This is a genomic window from Gemmata palustris (assembly GCF_017939745.1).
GTDB classification, from domain to species: Bacteria; Planctomycetota; Planctomycetia; order Gemmatales; family Gemmataceae; genus Gemmata; species Gemmata palustris.
Genome location: NZ_JAGKQQ010000001.1, coordinates 682,336 through 698,647 on the forward strand (window position 1 = coordinate 682,336; position 16,312 = coordinate 698,647).

At 64.0% G+C, this 16,312-nt stretch carries 15 protein-coding genes; 12 read left to right on the forward strand and 3 right to left on the reverse strand.

What is annotated here, in order from left to right:
* Positions 1–95 precede the first annotated feature (95 nt).
* Entirely contained in the window at positions 96–659 is a 564-nt protein-coding gene (locus J8F10_RS40200; RefSeq protein ID WP_210652354.1) for a YcxB family protein, read from the forward strand.
* 142 nt (positions 660–801) lie between these two features.
* On the opposite strand, the gene J8F10_RS02745 is transcribed toward J8F10_RS40200, so the two are convergent.
* Complete coding sequence (locus J8F10_RS02745; protein ID WP_210652355.1) at positions 802–1,050, reverse strand: hypothetical protein; 249 nt, start codon at positions 1,048–1,050, stop codon at positions 802–804.
* A gap of 248 nt (positions 1,051–1,298) precedes the next feature.
* On the opposite strand from J8F10_RS02745, the gene J8F10_RS02750 reads away from it, so the two are divergent.
* Positions 1,299–1,514: a hypothetical protein gene (locus J8F10_RS02750; protein ID WP_210652356.1), complete on the forward strand. Its 216-nt coding sequence runs from the start codon at positions 1,299–1,301 to the stop codon at positions 1,512–1,514.
* Here the strand turns inward: J8F10_RS02750 and J8F10_RS02755 are convergent.
* Positions 1,495–2,454 carry a WD40 repeat domain-containing protein gene (locus tag J8F10_RS02755; RefSeq protein WP_210652357.1) on the reverse strand — a complete coding sequence of 320 codons (960 nt, stop codon included), beginning with the start codon at positions 2,452–2,454 and terminating at the stop codon, positions 1,495–1,497. The genes J8F10_RS02750 and J8F10_RS02755 overlap by 20 nt on opposite strands.
* Before the next feature lie 471 nt (positions 2,455–2,925).
* Between J8F10_RS02755 and J8F10_RS02760 the strand changes: the two genes are divergently transcribed.
* Positions 2,926–3,258, forward strand: a complete 333-nt coding sequence (locus tag J8F10_RS02760; RefSeq protein ID WP_390891089.1) for an antibiotic biosynthesis monooxygenase family protein — start codon at positions 2,926–2,928, stop codon at positions 3,256–3,258.
* Positions 3,259–3,320: 62 nt separating this feature from the next.
* On the opposite strand, the gene J8F10_RS02765 is transcribed toward J8F10_RS02760, so the two are convergent.
* On the reverse strand, positions 3,321–4,715 hold the full coding sequence (locus tag J8F10_RS02765; protein WP_210652359.1) for an outer membrane beta-barrel protein: 1,395 nt from the start codon (positions 4,713–4,715) through the stop codon (positions 3,321–3,323).
* Between the two features lie 482 nt (positions 4,716–5,197).
* On the opposite strand from J8F10_RS02765, the gene amt reads away from it, so the two are divergent.
* From amt to J8F10_RS02810, 9 genes are all read left to right on the forward strand, one after another.
* The gene (gene amt, locus J8F10_RS02770) at positions 5,198–7,711 is read left to right on the forward strand and encodes an ammonium transporter (RefSeq protein WP_210652360.1); all 2,514 of its coding nucleotides are present in this window, start codon (positions 5,198–5,200) and stop codon (positions 7,709–7,711) included.
* Between the two features lie 119 nt (positions 7,712–7,830).
* Entirely contained in the window at positions 7,831–8,184 is a 354-nt protein-coding gene (locus J8F10_RS02775) for a P-II family nitrogen regulator (RefSeq protein WP_052560035.1), read from the forward strand.
* Positions 8,185–8,371: 187 nt separating this feature from the next.
* Positions 8,372–10,573 carry a chemotaxis protein CheA gene (locus J8F10_RS02780; RefSeq protein WP_210652361.1) on the forward strand — a complete coding sequence of 734 codons (2,202 nt, stop codon included), beginning with the start codon at positions 8,372–8,374 and terminating at the stop codon, positions 10,571–10,573.
* A gap of 49 nt (positions 10,574–10,622) precedes the next feature.
* Positions 10,623–11,054: a chemotaxis protein CheW gene (locus J8F10_RS02785; RefSeq protein ID WP_210652362.1), complete on the forward strand. Its 432-nt coding sequence runs from the start codon at positions 10,623–10,625 to the stop codon at positions 11,052–11,054.
* 22 nt (positions 11,055–11,076) lie between these two features.
* Positions 11,077–13,059: a methyl-accepting chemotaxis protein gene (locus J8F10_RS02790; RefSeq protein WP_210652363.1), complete on the forward strand. Its 1,983-nt coding sequence runs from the start codon at positions 11,077–11,079 to the stop codon at positions 13,057–13,059.
* Positions 13,060–13,381: 322 nt separating this feature from the next.
* On the forward strand, positions 13,382–13,756 hold the full coding sequence (locus J8F10_RS02795) for a response regulator (protein WP_210652364.1): 375 nt from the start codon (positions 13,382–13,384) through the stop codon (positions 13,754–13,756).
* 2 nt (positions 13,757–13,758) lie between these two features.
* Entirely contained in the window at positions 13,759–14,862 is a 1,104-nt protein-coding gene (locus J8F10_RS02800; RefSeq protein ID WP_210652365.1) for a protein-glutamate methylesterase/protein-glutamine glutaminase, read from the forward strand.
* Entirely contained in the window at positions 14,859–15,686 is an 828-nt protein-coding gene (locus J8F10_RS02805; RefSeq protein ID WP_210652366.1) for a CheR family methyltransferase, read from the forward strand. Before J8F10_RS02800 ends, J8F10_RS02805 begins: the two co-directional genes overlap by 4 nt.
* Complete coding sequence (locus J8F10_RS02810; protein ID WP_210652367.1) at positions 15,683–16,144, forward strand: chemotaxis protein CheX; 462 nt, start codon at positions 15,683–15,685, stop codon at positions 16,142–16,144. The genes J8F10_RS02805 and J8F10_RS02810 overlap by 4 nt, the downstream gene beginning before the upstream one ends.
* Positions 16,145–16,312: the final 168 nt, after the last annotated feature.

Here is a 16,312-nt window from a genome sequence, read left to right on the forward strand (position 1 = left end):
GGTAGTTGACTGCGACGACCGAGTGTGGATGATCGCTGGCGGATCATTTCAACAGACAGCGATTGACTCGGGTCACGGCCCCGAAGGGAGTGGGTGTGAGAATCCGCTACGAGAACACCATCGACGATTTCGTTGCGCTGGCCCGCTTTCACAACGATCACTCGCCTGCGGCCCGTCGGGTACGTGTGCGCGCGACGTGGCTGTTTGCCGTCGGTGTTTCGGCGATCACCGCCGGGGTTACCTTCAAGATGTGGGAGGCCCGGCACGCGCGCGGAGAGGGGACCGAGGCATGGGTCGCCCCTTTAATATTTGCATCGATTATTTTGATTTCCCTCATCATATCCCTCCTCCGTATGCCGGGCGGATTTCGGCGCCAGGCCGAGCGCCAGGCCCGCCGGATGTACGCGGAAGCAACGAATAAGAGTGTGCTCGGGACTCGCGAACTTGAACTGATCGGGAGCGAGTTGATCTCCCGATCCTCCTACGCCGAGTCGCGGTTGCGGATAGAGGCGGTCGAGCGCGTGGTCACGTATGACGGCTACACACTCATCTTCATCAGCGCCACGACGGCACACATTATTCCCCACGATGCGGTGTCGGAGGGCGACCCCGAGAGATTCGCCGAGGCGATCAATAGCCGAATCCCTCCGGCACTTTAGTGAATTGAGTTCCTCCCCACATAACCGGCGGTTGTCGTGTCGTAAGCGTCTGCCCCGGGGCGCCGCGAAGCGAGTTACGGGACGCGGTTAGGCGACATCCCGAGATGTGATTCGCGCCACAGTGAGTGCGCGCCTCGTGTCCTCAGTTCATTTTTGTCATCAGGTCCGCCACAATGACTCCTTGCCGCACAAGAATGTAACCCTCGCGCCCCATCGTCTTCTGCCAATCGGCTTCGTTCGAGTCGTAAAAATACACGGTGTCACCCGGCAGCAGGCTGTCGACGAACTCGTCGCGCAGCTTTCGGAAGATACCCGTTGACGACTTCCCAGGAACATCCTCGGCGAGAACGGGCGTGATCGACATCATTTTGGCGAAGTCTTCAAGTGTCATTGCGCCGTACCCGCTTCGCTAAAGGACAGTCCGTTCTCTATGAACCCGTACCGCGCCAGCCTACTAGCCCCAGCGCCGTTTACGTCGGCGTGCTCGGGGGCGAGCGCGCCAAGACCTACCTGCAGTAGCGCGACACGTGGAACGTTTTGGTCTTCCGAAGCACAGAGGGGAAGCCCGGTGCTTTCTTTCTCAACTCCCCTAACCCCGCGCGCCGATAAAGAAGGGCGGTCCACTGGGCGGGGTGCTGAATGCGATTCGCGGTACGCCTCGCGATGCTCTGCGCCGGTCTCTCACTCGTCGGGTGCGGGTTCGCCCACAAACCCTACGCGGGCGACCCGCTCTTGCGCCGGGGGCGGGCCGTGTGGCTCTCGCGCGACCCCGTGTCCCCGCCCGCGCCGTTCCTGCCGTCCGTGATCGAACCGCCGCAACCGCCCGTTGAACCCGTCACTTCCCAATTGGAGTGACCGCGACCGTTCCGTTGTCGTGGCCGGTCACGACGAACGTCCCGTCGGCCGCGAACGCCACGCAGTAGCCCGGGTTCTTGATCGCTTTCGTGAACTTCGGCTTGTCCGCGTCGAGCGCCCACACCGTAATCAGCCCCGAGTAGCCGCACACCGCGGCCGTCTTCGCCTTCTCGGACCACGCGAGCGCGTAGGGGTCGTCGGTGGTCGGGCCGAGCTTCTTAGTTTCCTTCGCGTCGACCACGTTCCATACACGAATGGTCCGGTCCATCGACGCGGACACCAGCACCTTGTCGTCGCCCGTGAATGCGATGGACGTGACCGGCTGCTCGTGCCCCTTGAGTTGCTTCAGCTCCTTCAGGTCTTTCACGCTCCACAGCTTGATGAGGTTGTCTTTCCCCGCGCCCGCGGACGCGAGTGTCTTCCCGTCCGGGCTGAACGCGACGACGTACACGGACCCGTCGTGCGCGCCGAGGTTCTTGACCTCCTTGCCGTCGGCCGGGTTCCACAGGCGCACCGACTTGTCCGCGCCGGCGGTGGCGAGCGACTTCCCGTCCGGGCTGAACGCGATCGCGTCCACGATGTCGGTGTGGCCCTTGAGCTCGAACTTGGTCTTACCGTCGGTGACGTCCCAGATCCGCGCGGTCTTGTCCTGGCTGGCGGTGGCGACGAGTTTCGCGTCGGTGGGGTGGAACGCGACCGCGTACACGGGGCCGGTGTGCCCGGTGAGCGCCTTTTTCTCTTTGAGCGCCCCGTCCGGCGCGAGATCCCAGAGTTTCACCACGTTATCGAACCCGGCGGTCGCCAGGGTCTTGCCGTCCGGCGATACCGCGACCGAGTGAACGAGCGCGCCGTGGGCTTTAAGAGGGGTCGGTTGGGCGCCGACCGCGGGCGTGACGGAGATGATGCCGAGGAGGAAGAGTGCGGAGCGGAGGCGGGTCATGGGAGGAGTCTCGGAAGTATTTCGGGCAGGACCGACATTGTGGGCGCCGGCCCCGCGGAAGACAACTCCCAAATCAGCCGGCACCCGCGCGCGTGAAATTACTTGTGTTCTTGTGTCCACTTGCTTAGAATTGGCTGTATGGAGTCAGTGCAGATGTCGTCACGCGATGCTGGTTGAGTGATTGCGGAAGCCGGGTTTTGAATGTGATTGTTAGTCGAATTGGGGGAATGCTGGTCGAGATGTTAGCCAGGAATCGCGGATTCTGGTTGAGTTGTAGCGAATGTTAGCCGCGCCCGACCCGCAACGACGGGCGGCAAAGAGGGAAGAGTGGCGAACAGACTTGAAATACCAGCATTTCGGCATCATTCGCCCTGCAATACAATCGACCGGCCGCCCGCACGGGCCAAAATGTTAGCAATTGTTAGCCCGGAACGGTTCGCCCCCCCTGTGTCGCGTGGTCCAACTCGGAGGATGAGCGTGCCCGAACCACCGTATTACGCGGTCCTCTTCACCTCGCGGCGCCGGGCCGAACCCGGTGGCGGGTACGGCGCGACCGCGGACCGCATGGAAGAACTCGCGGCTCAACAGCCCGGTTTCTTGGGCGTCGAATCCGCCCGCGGCGCGGACGGTTTGGGGATCACGGTTTCGTACTGGGCCACGCTCGAGGACGTGCGCGCGTGGGGCCGGAACGCCGAACACTTACTGGCACAGAAGTTCGGGCGCGAGAAGTGGTACCAGTGGTTCGCACTTCGGATCTGTCGCGTCGAACGCGCGACCGAATTCACCCATGTGGACGAAGCGTAACCAAACGAACAACGGCCGGGTTTCCCCGGCCGTCGCGTGCGAACGAATCGCGGTCACTCAGATCAGTACCGAAGGATGACGTCCATCGCCGCGGTGAACAGGTTCGAGCTACCATCGAACGGCCGGCTCGAGTTGTTGTGGTCGTACCGCACGGTGGGGCGGAACATCAGCGACCGCGTGGGCGAGTACGCGAGCCCGTAGGTCACTTCGGTGTACAGGCCCTTCGACCCGGTGCGGAACCCCTTGGTGTCCTCGAACAGTTCCACGCGGAAGTTGCTCGTCACCTGGTCCGTGTGCTTGTAAAGGAGGTAGTTCGCGGCCCCGTACCACGTCGCCGAGCCGGACGCCCCGCCCTCGCTCGGGAGCGGCGCCCCGTCGATGTGCGAGAACGAGGAGTCGAAGACGTAGGTCAGCTTGTCGGTGAAGTTGTGCGACACCTGGAAGTTGTACACGTTGTAGAACGGGTACGAGCCACTGGTCGAGAACCGCGGGTCGGTCGCCATCACGTTCAACAACGCGGTGGTCTTCCCCTCCTTCGGCGCCCACTTCAACTGGCCGATGTAGGTGGGCTGCGCGACGCCGAAGAAGTTATCCGCCCCCATCACGAGCCCGTTGCTCACGGTCCAGGTGTCGTTGAGCGGGGTAATCGCCCACGCACCGGTGTGAGTAAAGGGGTTGTACTGGAACAGGTAAGCGCGTTGCAGGAACGGCGTTTCGGCACCTTGAACGAGTTCGTACCCGATGTGCGTGGCGAACTTACCGACACGGAGGGTGGTACCCTTCGGCCCGACGTTCGGCAGGAACGCATCGACATAGGCCTGGAACAGGTCGACCGGGTAGGCGTCCTTCGCGCCCGGAGCACCGACCCCGTTCTGGTTCGAGAGCAGGCCGCGGGAGATCGAGTACCGGGCGTCGGTACCGGGCAGAATCCAGTCCGTGCGGAAGCCCAACTGGAACTCGCTCTTGCTCGTGTCAACGGTCTTCTCGATCTTGAGGTAGTTCTGGTTGAACTGCCAGAAGTCGGAGCGGTCGTTGAACGTCACCGGCTGGTTGCTCCGGTGCGCGGTGCTGGTCGAGTAGTTCCCCTGCAACCAACCGGAGATCGTGATCCCGCTCTCCTCGAGCCGCGGGCCGAACCGGGTGGTCGAGAGGATGCGCATCAGAGCGTAGGGCTCCGGGGGCGGCGGTTGGTCGTCTTCCTTCTTTTCTTCTTCCTTTTTCTCACCGTTGCCGTTCCCGTTCGCGGGGGGCATCCCGGCGGGCGGCATACCCGCAGGAGGCATTCCGGCGGGGGGCATCGGTTTCACAGGCACCGGCTGTGCGGCCGGCTGTTGTGCTCCGACAAAGCGGCCCGGGGCTCCCACTTGCGGGACCGGGGGAAGGTAAACACCAGCGGGCGGGGGCGTATCCGGGAGCTGGCCGGTGGCGAGGGCGGTAAACAGGATGAGCGAATTCATGGAATCCTTCCTTGAAGCCGCTGGAGTAGCGGGATTAAGCCGTGTGGATTCCCCCCCGATTCGTCCGTGAACCGGAAGGAACGTTTAGTGTGACTCCAGCGAGAGTACGGATCGGCACCACTGGAACGGAAGTAGGAGGGGAATCAATAATCTCAGTGCAAATTGACCGCTGAAAGTACCGGTTATTCCGGCTATGCCGAGGAAGAGTTCTCAATTGCACGAAAGGCACTTCAAGTGGCCCGTCACTGGTAAGGCACAGATGCACATGAATTAAGCATGCAAAGAGGTTGTGCATTTCGTGTCTACATCAATCTCACGACGGAAGATTATGATTCTACAGGAGTTAAAATTATTTCGGCACTTTGCAGAACGTGGCACCCGTCCTGCTTGCTCGCACCAGATGTATCGCCGAACTTATCGTTCGTGAGTTGTGCTGAAGAATTGGCTTTCTCCCGCCTAAATGTGCGTAACCAAGGTGCGTAATGCAAGTTCGTCGCCTCTTGTTGGCCCTCCTCCTCTTCACGGGCTGCAGTATGATGCCCGGTCTGTGGGCACCATTGGGAGGGATCGCCTCCGCCCAAGACGAGAAGAAATCTGCAGCCAAGCCCGACTTGGAGGCAGCCGAGAAAGCGATCGCGGATCTGAAGAAGGCGTTTGAAGCCACACAGAAGGAACTCGCTGAGACGAAGAAAGCCCTCGGCGATCTGAAGACCAGTTCGACCGCCGACACGAAGGCCGCGACCGCGAAGGTCGATGCGCTCAAGAAGGAAATCGATGCGGCAACGAAATCCGCGACGACCACGAAGGACGAGCTGGCTGCACTCACGGTGAAGGCCAACGCGCTCACCAAGGAGCTCGAAACCGTCAAAGCCGCTGGGGGTGACCCGAAGGCTGCCGCGGAAAAGCTCGCGGCGATCGAAAAGGGTGCAGAAGAGAGCAAGAAAGCCGCGGAAGAGATCAAGAAGGCGGCCGAGAAGGGCGTGGCCGATGCCGGCGCTGCTGCAACAACGGGCAAAGAGCGCGGCGACACCGCCTGGATGCTGACCTCCAGTGCGTTCGTGCTGTTCATGGTGCCGGGTCTGGCGCTCTTCTACGGCGGTATGGTGCGGCGCAAGAACGTGCTGGCCACGATGATGCACAGCATGGCTGCCCTCGCAGTGGTCGGTGTTTACTGGGTCGCGATTGGGTACGCGATCGCGTTCGGCCCCTCGGTCATCAAAATCGACGTGGCTGGTGTCACGGACGGTGGACTGTTCGGGTGGAGCTGGGATCTGTTGTTCCTGAAGGGCATCGAGCCGGGCGCGAAGCTCGGTGGCTACGACATCCCGGTTTACGTTCACGTCATGTTCCAGGGCATGTTCGCCATCATCACCCCGGCCCTGATTAGTGGGGCGATCGCGGAACGCATTCGGTTCTGGCCGTTCTGCCTCTTCATGGTGCTGTGGGTCACGTTCGTGTACTGCCCGCTGGCTCACATGGTTTGGGCGTTCGACTGGTTCGACAACGGTATCCCTCTGGCCAAGCGCGGCGGTGCGGCGATCGGACTCCTCGGGAAAATGGGCGCGCTCGACTTCGCTGGTGGTACCGTCGTTCACATTGCCGCGGGTATGGCGGGTTTGGCGTGCTGCCTGGTTCTCGGGAAGCGGGCCGGGTACCCGAAGCAGATCGCGCACCCGAACAGCATGGTGCTGACGCTCTTGGGTGCGGGCCTGCTGTGGTTCGGGTGGTTCGGGTTCAACGGCGGTAGCTCGGTTCGGGGTGACAGCTTGGCCGGGTCCGCGTTCGCCGCGACCCAAGCTGCTGCTGCTGCCGCCGGGTTGGGCTGGATGTTGGTCGAATGGCTCCACAAGGGCAAGCCGACCGCGCTGGGCTTGGCGTCCGGTATCGTCGCGGGGCTGGTCGCTGTCACGCCCGCGAGCGGGTTCGTGTACATGTGGGGCGCGGTCCTGATCGGGTTGGCCGCGGCCGTTCTCTGTTATCTCGCGGTCGCACTGAAAAACGTGCTCGGGTACGACGACTCGCTCGACGCTTTCGGCGTCCACGGGGTCGGCGGGTTCGTCGGGGCCATCCTGACCGGGGTGTTCTGCTCCACGCTCGTCAACTCTGCCGGCACCGACGGCCCGTTCGCGTTTTCCGCGCACCGCAGCCGGTTGGAAGCGCTGAAGAAGGACGAGGGCAAGATGATTAAGGACGCGAAGGCCGAGGCGGACAAGGCCGCTGCCGACGCGAAAGCCAAAGAAACCGAGTCCGCGACGCAGATCGAAGCGCTGACCAAGGCCAAGGACGAAGCCGAGAAGAAGTTCACCGAAGCGACGATCGGAAAGCGCGAAGCCGAAGCCAAGGCGCTCACCGAAGCCAAAGAGAAGCTGAAGGAAGCGACCGACCCGCTGGACAAGCTCAAGGACGAGGCCACGCTGAAGGCCGACGCAGCAAAGAAGATGGAAGACGATCAAACCGCGCTGCAAGCGACTGCCGACAAGCAGGACGTCGACGGCAAGTCCGGGCTCTCGCAACTGTTCATCCAGATCAAGGCCGCGGTGTTCTCGGTCGTGTTCGCGTTCGTGCTGAGTTTGGGTCTGGTGCTCCTCACGCAAGCGATTACGCTCGGGAACTTTAAGACCGATGCGAAGTCGGAGGCCGAGGGCCTGGACCGGACGGAGCACGGCGAAGTCGGGTTCGACTTCAGCGGTGCTACGGAATCGGCCACGGTCGTTTCCACCGAACCGCGGGCCGCGAGCGCCCCGCGCGGGAACGGCCGCTTCGACGTGCAAATCGCCGGCGCCGACTCGAAGGAACTCATGGCGATCTGGTCCGAACTGTGCAAGCCGACCGATGGGGCGCCGGACAAGGACTTCATCGCGGTGTACCCGCACGTGACCACGATCCGCGGGACCACGTTCCGGTGCCGTGACGGTGACCCGGCCGCGATCACGAAGCGCCTGGCGTCGCTGTTCACCCGCCTCGCGAAGAAGCCCGTGACGGCCACGAAAGTGTGAGTGCGGGCACGCGCGTGAGTGGGAGCGAAGGGCCGCTCGAGGAGCTCTTCGCCTTCCGCTCACCCGCGCGCTTCTCACGCTCGTTCCTTCCCCACAAACTCACACTACCATTCACTCCCATGAAACTCATTGTTGCGATCATTCGTCCAGAAAAGCTCGAAGATGTACAGAAGGCGCTCGCGGAGCGCGACGTCTACCTGATGACGGTGAGCGACGTCCGCGGGTGCGGGCGCCAGCGCGGCTACACCGAAGTGTACCGCACCACGGAAGTGCAAATTCGGCTCATTCCGAAGCTGAAACTGGAGATCGCCGTCAACGAGGCGTTCGTCGAAGCGACGGTCGAAGCCATCATCCACGCGGCGCGCACCGGCGATACGGGCACCATCGGCGACGGGAAGATTTTCGTGCTCTCGCTCGAAGATTGCGTTCGCATCCGTACCGGCGAGCGCGGGTCCGAAGCGATCGGGCCGTGATCCCAGGTTCGCGCCGGTCCCTTCGGCGGATCGGCGCGGTGTGATTGTAGGGCCGCTTCGCGCGGCAAAGTGCAAGTCATTAAATCCCATCTGCTTGCATAGTTATCCCAAGTTACCAAGAATACCGGTACTTCCCCTCGGCACGAAAATTTCGTGCCGAAGGGCCATTTTCCGTCCGCGACGCGCCGTGAATGACATCATCCGCGAGTTCCTGGTCGAAAGCCACGAGAGCCTCGCGCAGCTCGACCTCGACCTCGTCACCCTCGAAAAAGAGCCGGGGGAACGGGAGACGCTGGCGCGGGTATTCCGCGTCATTCACACGGTAAAGGGCACGGCCGGGTTCCTCGGGCTGGCGAAGCTCCAGGCCGTCGGTCACGCCGGTGAAACGCTCCTGAGTAAGGTTCGCTCTGGCGTACTCACGTTTAACGCCGACATCGCGACCGCACTGTTGGGTGTGGTGGATGCCGTTCGGAAAATCCTCGCCGCGCTCGAAGCGAACGAGACCGAGGGCGACGGCGATTATTCCTCAGTCATTCAAGCTCTCGAACGACTCATCCCTGCCACTGCCGCGCGCTCGCTCGCACATTCGCCGCCCGTAGTCCGAGAGGCTCCAGTAACTCCGCCGCCTTCGCCCCCACCGCCGGGGGGCGTGCCTCCGCCTCCACCCCCTCCGGCCGCACAAGCGCCGAGTGGGTTGGAAATGCCCCCGCCAGCCCTCAAGCCGAAACTGCCCGCACCAGAATCCGGCGAGGGCCGGGGGCCGGCCGTGTCCGACTCCAGCATCCGCGTAGACGTTGGCTTACTCGACAAACTTATGACGCTCGTGGGCGAACTGGTCCTCGCGCGCAACCAGATCGTGCAATACAGCGGGACGCAGGAAGATTCCGGGTTTCTGGGAGCGGTTCAGCGGTTGAACGGGCTCACGACGGAACTACAAGCCGGCGTGATGAAAACGCGCATGCAGCCCATCGGGAACGTGTGGGCGAAGTTCCCGCGGGTCGTGCGCGACCTGGCCATTGCGTGCGGTAAACAGGTTCGACTCGAGATGGACGGTCAGGAAACGGAACTCGATCGCACCATTATCGAAGCCATCCGCGACCCGCTCACGCACATCGTCCGCAACGCGATTGACCACGGGATCGAGTTCCCGCGCGCCCGCACCGAGAGCGGGAAGCCGCCCGAGGGCCGACTGCTGCTCCACGCTTATCACGAGAGCGGCAAGGTCGTCATCGAGATCGGTGACGACGGCGGCGGGATCGACCCGCAACGGGTACGCGACAAGGCGGTTTCGGCCAAGATCGTTACGCCCGAAGGCGCCGCCCGCATGACCGAAGTGGAGTTATTGAACCTGATCTTCCTGCCGGGGTTCTCGACCACCGACCGTGTGACCCACTTCTCCGGGCGCGGCGTGGGCATGGACGTGGTGCGAACCAACGTCGAGAAGATCGGCGGTGTGGTGGACGTGCAGAGCCGACTCGGGCGCGGCACCACCATCAAAATGAAGATCCCGCTCACGCTCGCGATCGTCCCGGCGCTCACCGTCGTCACCGGCGGGGATCGGTACGCGATCCCACAAGTGAACCTGCTCGAACTGGTGAGACTCGAAGCCGATCAGGTTCGCAGTGCGATCGAGTTCGTCCACGGTGCGCCGGTGTACCGGCTCCGCGGGAGCCTGCTTCCACTGGTCTACCTCGCACGCGAGCTGCGGGTCGAGTCCCTTCAGCCCCCCGACAGTGAAGTGAACATCGTCATCCTCCAGGCCGACGATCGGCGCTTCGGGCTGGTCGTTGACGAGATCCGCGACTCCGTCGAGATCGTGGTCAAGCCGCTGCAGAAGCTGCTTAAAGGCGCCGCGGTGTTCGCGGGCGCGACCATCATGGACGACGGGCGGGTCGCACTGATCCTCGATGTTGTGGGGCTGGCGCAACGGGCGAACGTGGTTCGCGGGGCGCGCGAACGGGCGCTCGGTAACAGGGGCGCCGCCACCGGCCCCGAGGCGCGTCAGCTGCTCCTCCTGTTTGCGACCCCGGGCGACGGGCGCGTGGCCGTGCCATTGGACCAAGTTGCGCGCCTCGAGGAGTTCGACCGTGGTGCCATCGAAACGGTCGGCGGCGCGATCATGGTGCAGTACCGGGGCACGATTTTGCCGCTGCTTCACGCAACCGACGCGGTCCCCCGCGATGCGGGCGCCCCGGTTCAGGTCGTGGTGTTCACGGGAGCGGGCGCGCACTTCGGGCTGGTGGTCGAGCGCGTCCTCGACATCGTTGAAAGCCCGGCCGTGAACCGGTCGAAGGCGGCGCGCCCCGGGGTGCTGTTTAACGCGGTGGTCCACGACCGCATCACCGAGTTCCTCGACGTGGACGCGCTCGTTCAGCAGGCCCGGGGATGATCGCGCTTTTCCCACAGGGACCGACCGGCGCGAGCGCCCGGAGGACACCGTGACCGAGTCGCGCCAGGTTTGCACGTTCTACCTCGACGGGCATTATTTCGGCATCGACGTACTGAAGGTGCAAGAGGTGCTCCGCCCCCAGGAAATGACGCGGGTGCCGCTCGCGCCCGCCGCGGTGCGCGGGCTGATTAACTTGCGCGGGCGGATCGTGACCGCGATCGACTTGCGGCGCCGACTGGAACTGCCCGACCGCCCGGCGGACCGGCCCCCGGTGAACGTCGTTGTACCGACCGACGACGGCGCGGTGAGCCTGCTCGTGGACGAGGTCGGGGACGTTCTGGACGTCACGGGGGCCGTTCTCGAACCGGTGCCCGAAACGCTGGTGGGTGCGGTCCGCGAGCTGATCCGCGGCGCGTACCCGCTCGACGGGCGCTTGCTCCTGGTTCTCGACCCCGCCCGCGTCACCGCCGAGCCGAACTGAGACCCGAACACACGAGTCCGCCATGACCCGCTCCGCTCTCGCGCTACTCACGAACGTTCCGATCGGTCCCCGACTCGTCGGCGGGTTCGTTCTCATTGCCCTGGTCTGTGCGCTCGTTGGCTACTGGGGCGTTCGCTCGATTAACAAGGTCAACGTGCTGATGACGAACTCCAGCACCAACCTCGTCCCGTCCCTCTACGCGCTCGCGAAGGTGAGGAGCGGGGTGCTCGCCGCACAGCGGGCCGAGCGCACTAATCTGATGGCGCTGCGGGCCAAAGACGAACCGGTGCGGGCCACGACCGTTTTGGTTAAAGAGAACGCTTGGCGGTACATCCGCGAGGGGACGGCCGAGTACGAATCCCTACCGATGACCGACCGCGAGAAGCACTTGTGGGCTCAGTTCTTGCCCCGGTTCGACGAGTGGAAGCGGGATTTTGAGGCCGGGGAGACCGCGGTCCGGGCCGGCGAGTTGGACCGGGCCGAGCGGATCATTTATTCCGCGATCCCGAACGCGGGCCGGCTGAACGAGCTGCTCAACGAGCTGATCGAGAACCAGAACGAACAAGCGAAAGTACAGCAAGAACAGGCCGTTGCTTTACACGCGGAGGCACGGGCCACTCTTTGGGGCATCAGTGCGGTCGGGGTACTCAGTGCGATTGCGCTGGGCGTGGTACTCACCGTATCGGTGACCCGCCCCCTCAGTCGGGCAATGACGGTCCTCGAAGCCGTCGCTAAGGGCGACCTGACTCAACGGGCCGAGATCCGGTCGCGCGACGAGGTCGGCCGCGTCGGTGAGGCACTGGACACCGCCATCGGCACGCTCCAGGCGGCGCGCGAGCGGGACGCATATTACGCGGGCCAGATCACGGCCTTCAGCCGGGTCCAGGCGGTGGTCGAATTCGAGTTGGACGGCACCATCGTGAGCGCCAACCCGAACTTCCTTCACATGATGGGCTACTCTTTGGAAGAGGTCCGCGGGCACCACCACGGCATGTTTGTAGCGGAGGCCGAGCGCAACAGCCCGGCGTACCGAGATCTCTGGGCGCGCCTGGTCCGCGGGGAATATCAGACGGGCGAGTTCCGGCAGCTCGGCAAGGGCGGCAAGGAAGTCTGGACCCGGGGGGCGTACTTCCCCATCATCGACTTGAACGGCAAGCCGTACAAGGTTGTCAAGTACGCGACCGACGTAACGCACCTCAAAAAGATCGAAGCGACCCTGGAACAAACTGTGGAATCGTTGGCCGGTTCTGCCCGCGAGCTGACGGCCGTGAGCCAACAAATGGCGGCGAACGCCGAGGAGACCGCGACCCAGGCGAACGTCGCGTCCGGTGCCGCCGAGGACGTGAGCGAGCACATCGGCACCGTCGCCGCGGGTACCGAGGAAATGGGCGCCAGTATTAAGGAGATCGCGAAGAACGCGACCGATGCCGCGAAGGTCGCGACGGCCGCGGTTAAAGTCGCGGAGAGGACCAATATCATGATCGCGAAACTCGGGGAGAGCAGTACGGAAATCGGTAACGTGGTGAAGGTCATCACCTCGATCGCCCAACAGACGAACCTCTTGGCACTGAACGCGACCATTGAGGCCGCTCGAGCCGGTGAAGCGGGCAAGGGGTTCGCGGTCGTCGCCAACGAGGTCAAGGAACTCGCCAAGCAAACCGCCCGCGCGACCGAAGACATTAGCCGTAAGATCGAGGCCATTCAGACCGACACCCGAGGGGCGGTCGAGGCCATTGGCCAGATCGGTAAGATCATTAATCAGATTAACGACATCCAGAACAGCATCGCGTCCGCGGTCGAACAACAAACGGCCACGACGGGTGAGATGAGCCGCAACGTGGCTGAAGCCGCACACGGGAGTGGGGAAATCGCGCTGAACATCACGGGCGTGGCTCAAGCCGCCCGGAGCACGACCGAAGGGGCCAACGACACCAAACTCGCGGCCGACGAACTGGCTCGTATGGCCGTTGGGCTCCAACAGCTCGTTGCGCAGCTCAAGATGTAGTGGTGCCGCTGGTTCGTCGGAGCGAGTAGAAGGTACGCACGGCGCTTTTGGAGCGCCTCTGCGGCGCGAAATTTATCACGAGGGCACAGGGCCAGTTCTCTCGTGGTGGGCGTTTGGACCCTTCCGTTCGCGCCGGCGTACAGCACCCGGAATCGCGTCCTAGTAATCTGAAGCCGCACCCGCGCGGTGATCGGTCCCTGTTCACGCAACGAACCCGTTCCAAACTGAGTAATTCGGTGCGATGGTTGCAAGATCGTCTGCCCGGTCAGATGGGCAACCGGGACGAGCCACCCACCGGACTTGGTTTACGGGAGAGTGACGAATGCGCGCGATGGTTCTCGACGACTCCCGAACGGTCCGCCTCATTATTGGCAAGATCCTCACGGAAATGGGGATCGAGGTGATCGAGGCCGGGAACGGGCGCGAGGGCTTGGACCGGATGCGCGCGAACCCCGATCTGGGGCTCGTTCTCGTGGACTGGAACATGCCCGAACTGAACGGGCTCGAGTTCATCAAGGCCGTGCGCGCGACCCGCGCCTATGACCCGGTCCGGCTCGTGATGGTGACCACGGAGACCGAGCAGGAGCAGGTCGTCCGGGCGCTCGATGCGGGGGCCAACGAGTACGTGATGAAGCCCTTCACCAAAGAGATCCTGGTCGCCAAACTGAGCCTCCTCGACGTCTTCGGGGAGTCGTGAGCGTGTCCAAGATCCGCGTCCTCGTCGTGGACGATTCCGCCCTGTTCCGGCGCATGGTCACGGAGGAGCTCTCCGCGGACCCGGCACTGGAAGTCGTGGGCACCGCGGCCAACGGCAAAATCGCGCTCACCAAACTCTCACAGGTGAAACCCGACGTCGTGCTCCTGGACGTCGAGATGCCGGAACTCGACGGCCTCGCCACCCTCCGCGAGATCCGCAAGAAAGATCCGCGGCTCCCGGTCATCATGTTCAGCGCGCTCACCGAGCGCGGCGCGACCGAGACCCTCGAGGCGCTCTCGCTGGGCGCGACAGAGTACTTCACGAAGCCCGCCGCGACGGGCGGTTTGGGCGACTCGCTCCGCATCATCCGTGACGAACTGATTCCCGAAATTAAAGCGATTTGCGGCTCCCGGGTGCAACTCGCGCCGCCGGGCCTGCACCGGTCCGCGGGCCTGACACCGCCGAGCACCAGGCGCCCCGGGGCCGGCCCTTCTGGGGCATTCGCGGCGCTGCCGGCGCGCGTCGATGTCGTCGCGGTCGCGGCCTCGACCGGTGGCCCGAGCGCTCTCACCACTCTGTTCGCGGGCCTCCCAGCGGACCTCGCCGTTCCAGTGCTTATCGTCCAACACATGCCCCCGGTGTTCACCGGACTGCTGGCCCAACGGCTCTCCGCGCAGAACCCACTGCCGATCGCAGAAGGGCTGGCGGACGAACCGCTCGCTCCCGGGCGGGCGTGGCTCGCCCCCGGTGATTATCACATGGGTGTGGAGCGCAACGCGACCGGTGTAAAACTCGTCATCGAGCGCAGCGCGCAGGAGAACTCGTGCCGCCCGGCCGCCGACGTGCTGTTCCGCTCGGTCGCACGGGTCTACGGGCCGAACGTGCTCGCGGTGGTGCTCACGGGAATGGGCCAGGACGGGCTGCGCGGGTGCGAAGCGGTGAAGGCGGCCGGCGGGCAGGTCGTCGTACAGGACGAAGCCACATCGGTCGTTTGGGGGATGCCGGGGTTCGTGGCGCGCGCGGGGCTGGCCGACAAAGTTCTCCCCCTCGCGCTGATCGCGCCCGAGATCGTGCGCCGGCTCCGCGCCGGTCGGGAGGCGCGATGACCCCCGGAGAATACGAGTTCGTGTGCAAGTTCGTGCGCGAGCGCAGCTCGATCGTCCTCGATTCGGGCAAGGAGTACCTCGTTGATACCCGGCTCGCGCCGGTCGCGCGGCAGTTCCAACTCGAGTCCGTGAGCGCGCTGATCGCGAAGCTGCGTGCGACGCGCGACGCGGACCTCCAGACCCGCGTCGTCGAGGCGATGGTCACGACCGAGACGCTGTTCTTCCGCGACCGCGACCCGTTCGAGAGCCTGCGAACCACGGTGCTCCCGGACCTGATCCGGCGCCGCGCGGGCGAGCGCCAGTTGAACGTGTGGTCGGCGGCGTGTTCGACGGGGCAGGAGGCGTACAGTTTCGTGATGCTGGTCCGCCAGCACTTCCCGGAACTGGCCGACTGGAACGTAAGTGTACTGGCGACCGATTTGTCCGAGGAAGTGCTCGCGAAGGCCCGAGCGGGGCGGTACAACCAGGTCGAGATCAACCGCGGGCTGCCGGCCGCTCTGATGGTGCGCTATTTCAAACAGACCGGGACCACCTGGCAACTGGCCGATGACGTGCGCCGGGCGGTCGAGTTCCGCGCACTCAATCTGACCAAGCCCTGGCCCGCGTTGCCGAGAATGGATCTCGTGTTCTTGCGGAACGTGATGATCTACTTCGATGTGGACACGAAAAAGGCCGTCCTCCAGCGCGCGGCTCGCGTACTGTGCCCGGACGGTTACTTACTGTTGGGCGGGGCCGAAACGACTCTCAATCTCGATACCCCGTTCCAGCGCGTCGAGAACATTAAGGGCGGGTTCCATCAACTCGCGAAGCAGGTGACCCGGTGACCACGTCGGACGAACTGGTCGCGACGCTCGACGAGGCCGTTACGGGCGCGTTGCGCGCGCTGGTCGGCGTCGAGTCCGCGGTGCGCACCGCGGGAGCCGCGTCCGCACTCGAAGGGTTCGCGGACGTTTCCGCGGTTCTGGTCGTGACGACGCGGGCCGGGGAAGGGTACTTCGTGCTGAGTTTCACCGGGGCCGTTGGGACCGCGCTCGCGAAGTTGATTTTGGCCGACGTCACCGCCGCGCCGGACCCGGAGATGATGCGCGACTGCCTCGGTGAGGTCGTCAACGTCATCGCGGGTCAGGCGAAAACGCTCCTCGTCGGCACACCGCTTCACTTCGTGCTCGGTACCCCGACCGTCGCGACCGGCCCGCCCGCGCTCGCGGTTCTATCGCGCGTACTCGTCGCGTTCACCAGCGACATCGGCGAATTCACTCTTCACGTCCGCTTACCGGCCTGACCGAGCCATTCGCGTGAGGCGGCTCGTGGGGCACATTCCGTTCTGGGGCCGGGTACCGGCTCGGTCGGCCACATTGTACAATTCCTTGAGCCGCGTGTAAGCGCAGGCGCGCAGCACGGTACGGTCGAGAAGCCCGTCGGGAATGAACCTTCCTGTTTTCACCACAAC

Bases quoted from the DNA above. Each gene is read 5' to 3' on its own strand.
- J8F10_RS02755 (WP_210652357.1), bottom strand. From the start codon at position 2,454: ATGACCCGCCTCCGCTCCGCACTCTTCCTCCTCGGCATCATCTCCGTC.
- J8F10_RS02760 (WP_390891089.1), top strand. From the start codon at position 2,926: ATGAGCGTGCCCGAACCACCGTATTACGCGGTCCTCTTCACCTCGCGG.
- J8F10_RS02750 (WP_210652356.1), top strand. From the start codon at position 1,299: ATGCGATTCGCGGTACGCCTCGCGATGCTCTGCGCCGGTCTCTCACTC.
- J8F10_RS02805 (WP_210652366.1), top strand. From the start codon at position 14,859: ATGACCCCCGGAGAATACGAGTTCGTGTGCAAGTTCGTGCGCGAGCGC.
- J8F10_RS02790 (WP_210652363.1), top strand. From the start codon at position 11,077: ATGACCCGCTCCGCTCTCGCGCTACTCACGAACGTTCCGATCGGTCCC.
- J8F10_RS02795 (WP_210652364.1), top strand. From the start codon at position 13,382: ATGCGCGCGATGGTTCTCGACGACTCCCGAACGGTCCGCCTCATTATT.
- J8F10_RS02745 (WP_210652355.1), bottom strand. From the start codon at position 1,050: ATGACACTTGAAGACTTCGCCAAAATGATGTCGATCACGCCCGTTCTC.
- J8F10_RS02775 (WP_052560035.1), top strand. From the start codon at position 7,831: ATGAAACTCATTGTTGCGATCATTCGTCCAGAAAAGCTCGAAGATGTA.
- amt (WP_210652360.1), top strand. From the start codon at position 5,198: ATGCAAGTTCGTCGCCTCTTGTTGGCCCTCCTCCTCTTCACGGGCTGC.
- J8F10_RS02765 (WP_210652359.1), bottom strand. From the start codon at position 4,715: ATGAATTCGCTCATCCTGTTTACCGCCCTCGCCACCGGCCAGCTCCCG.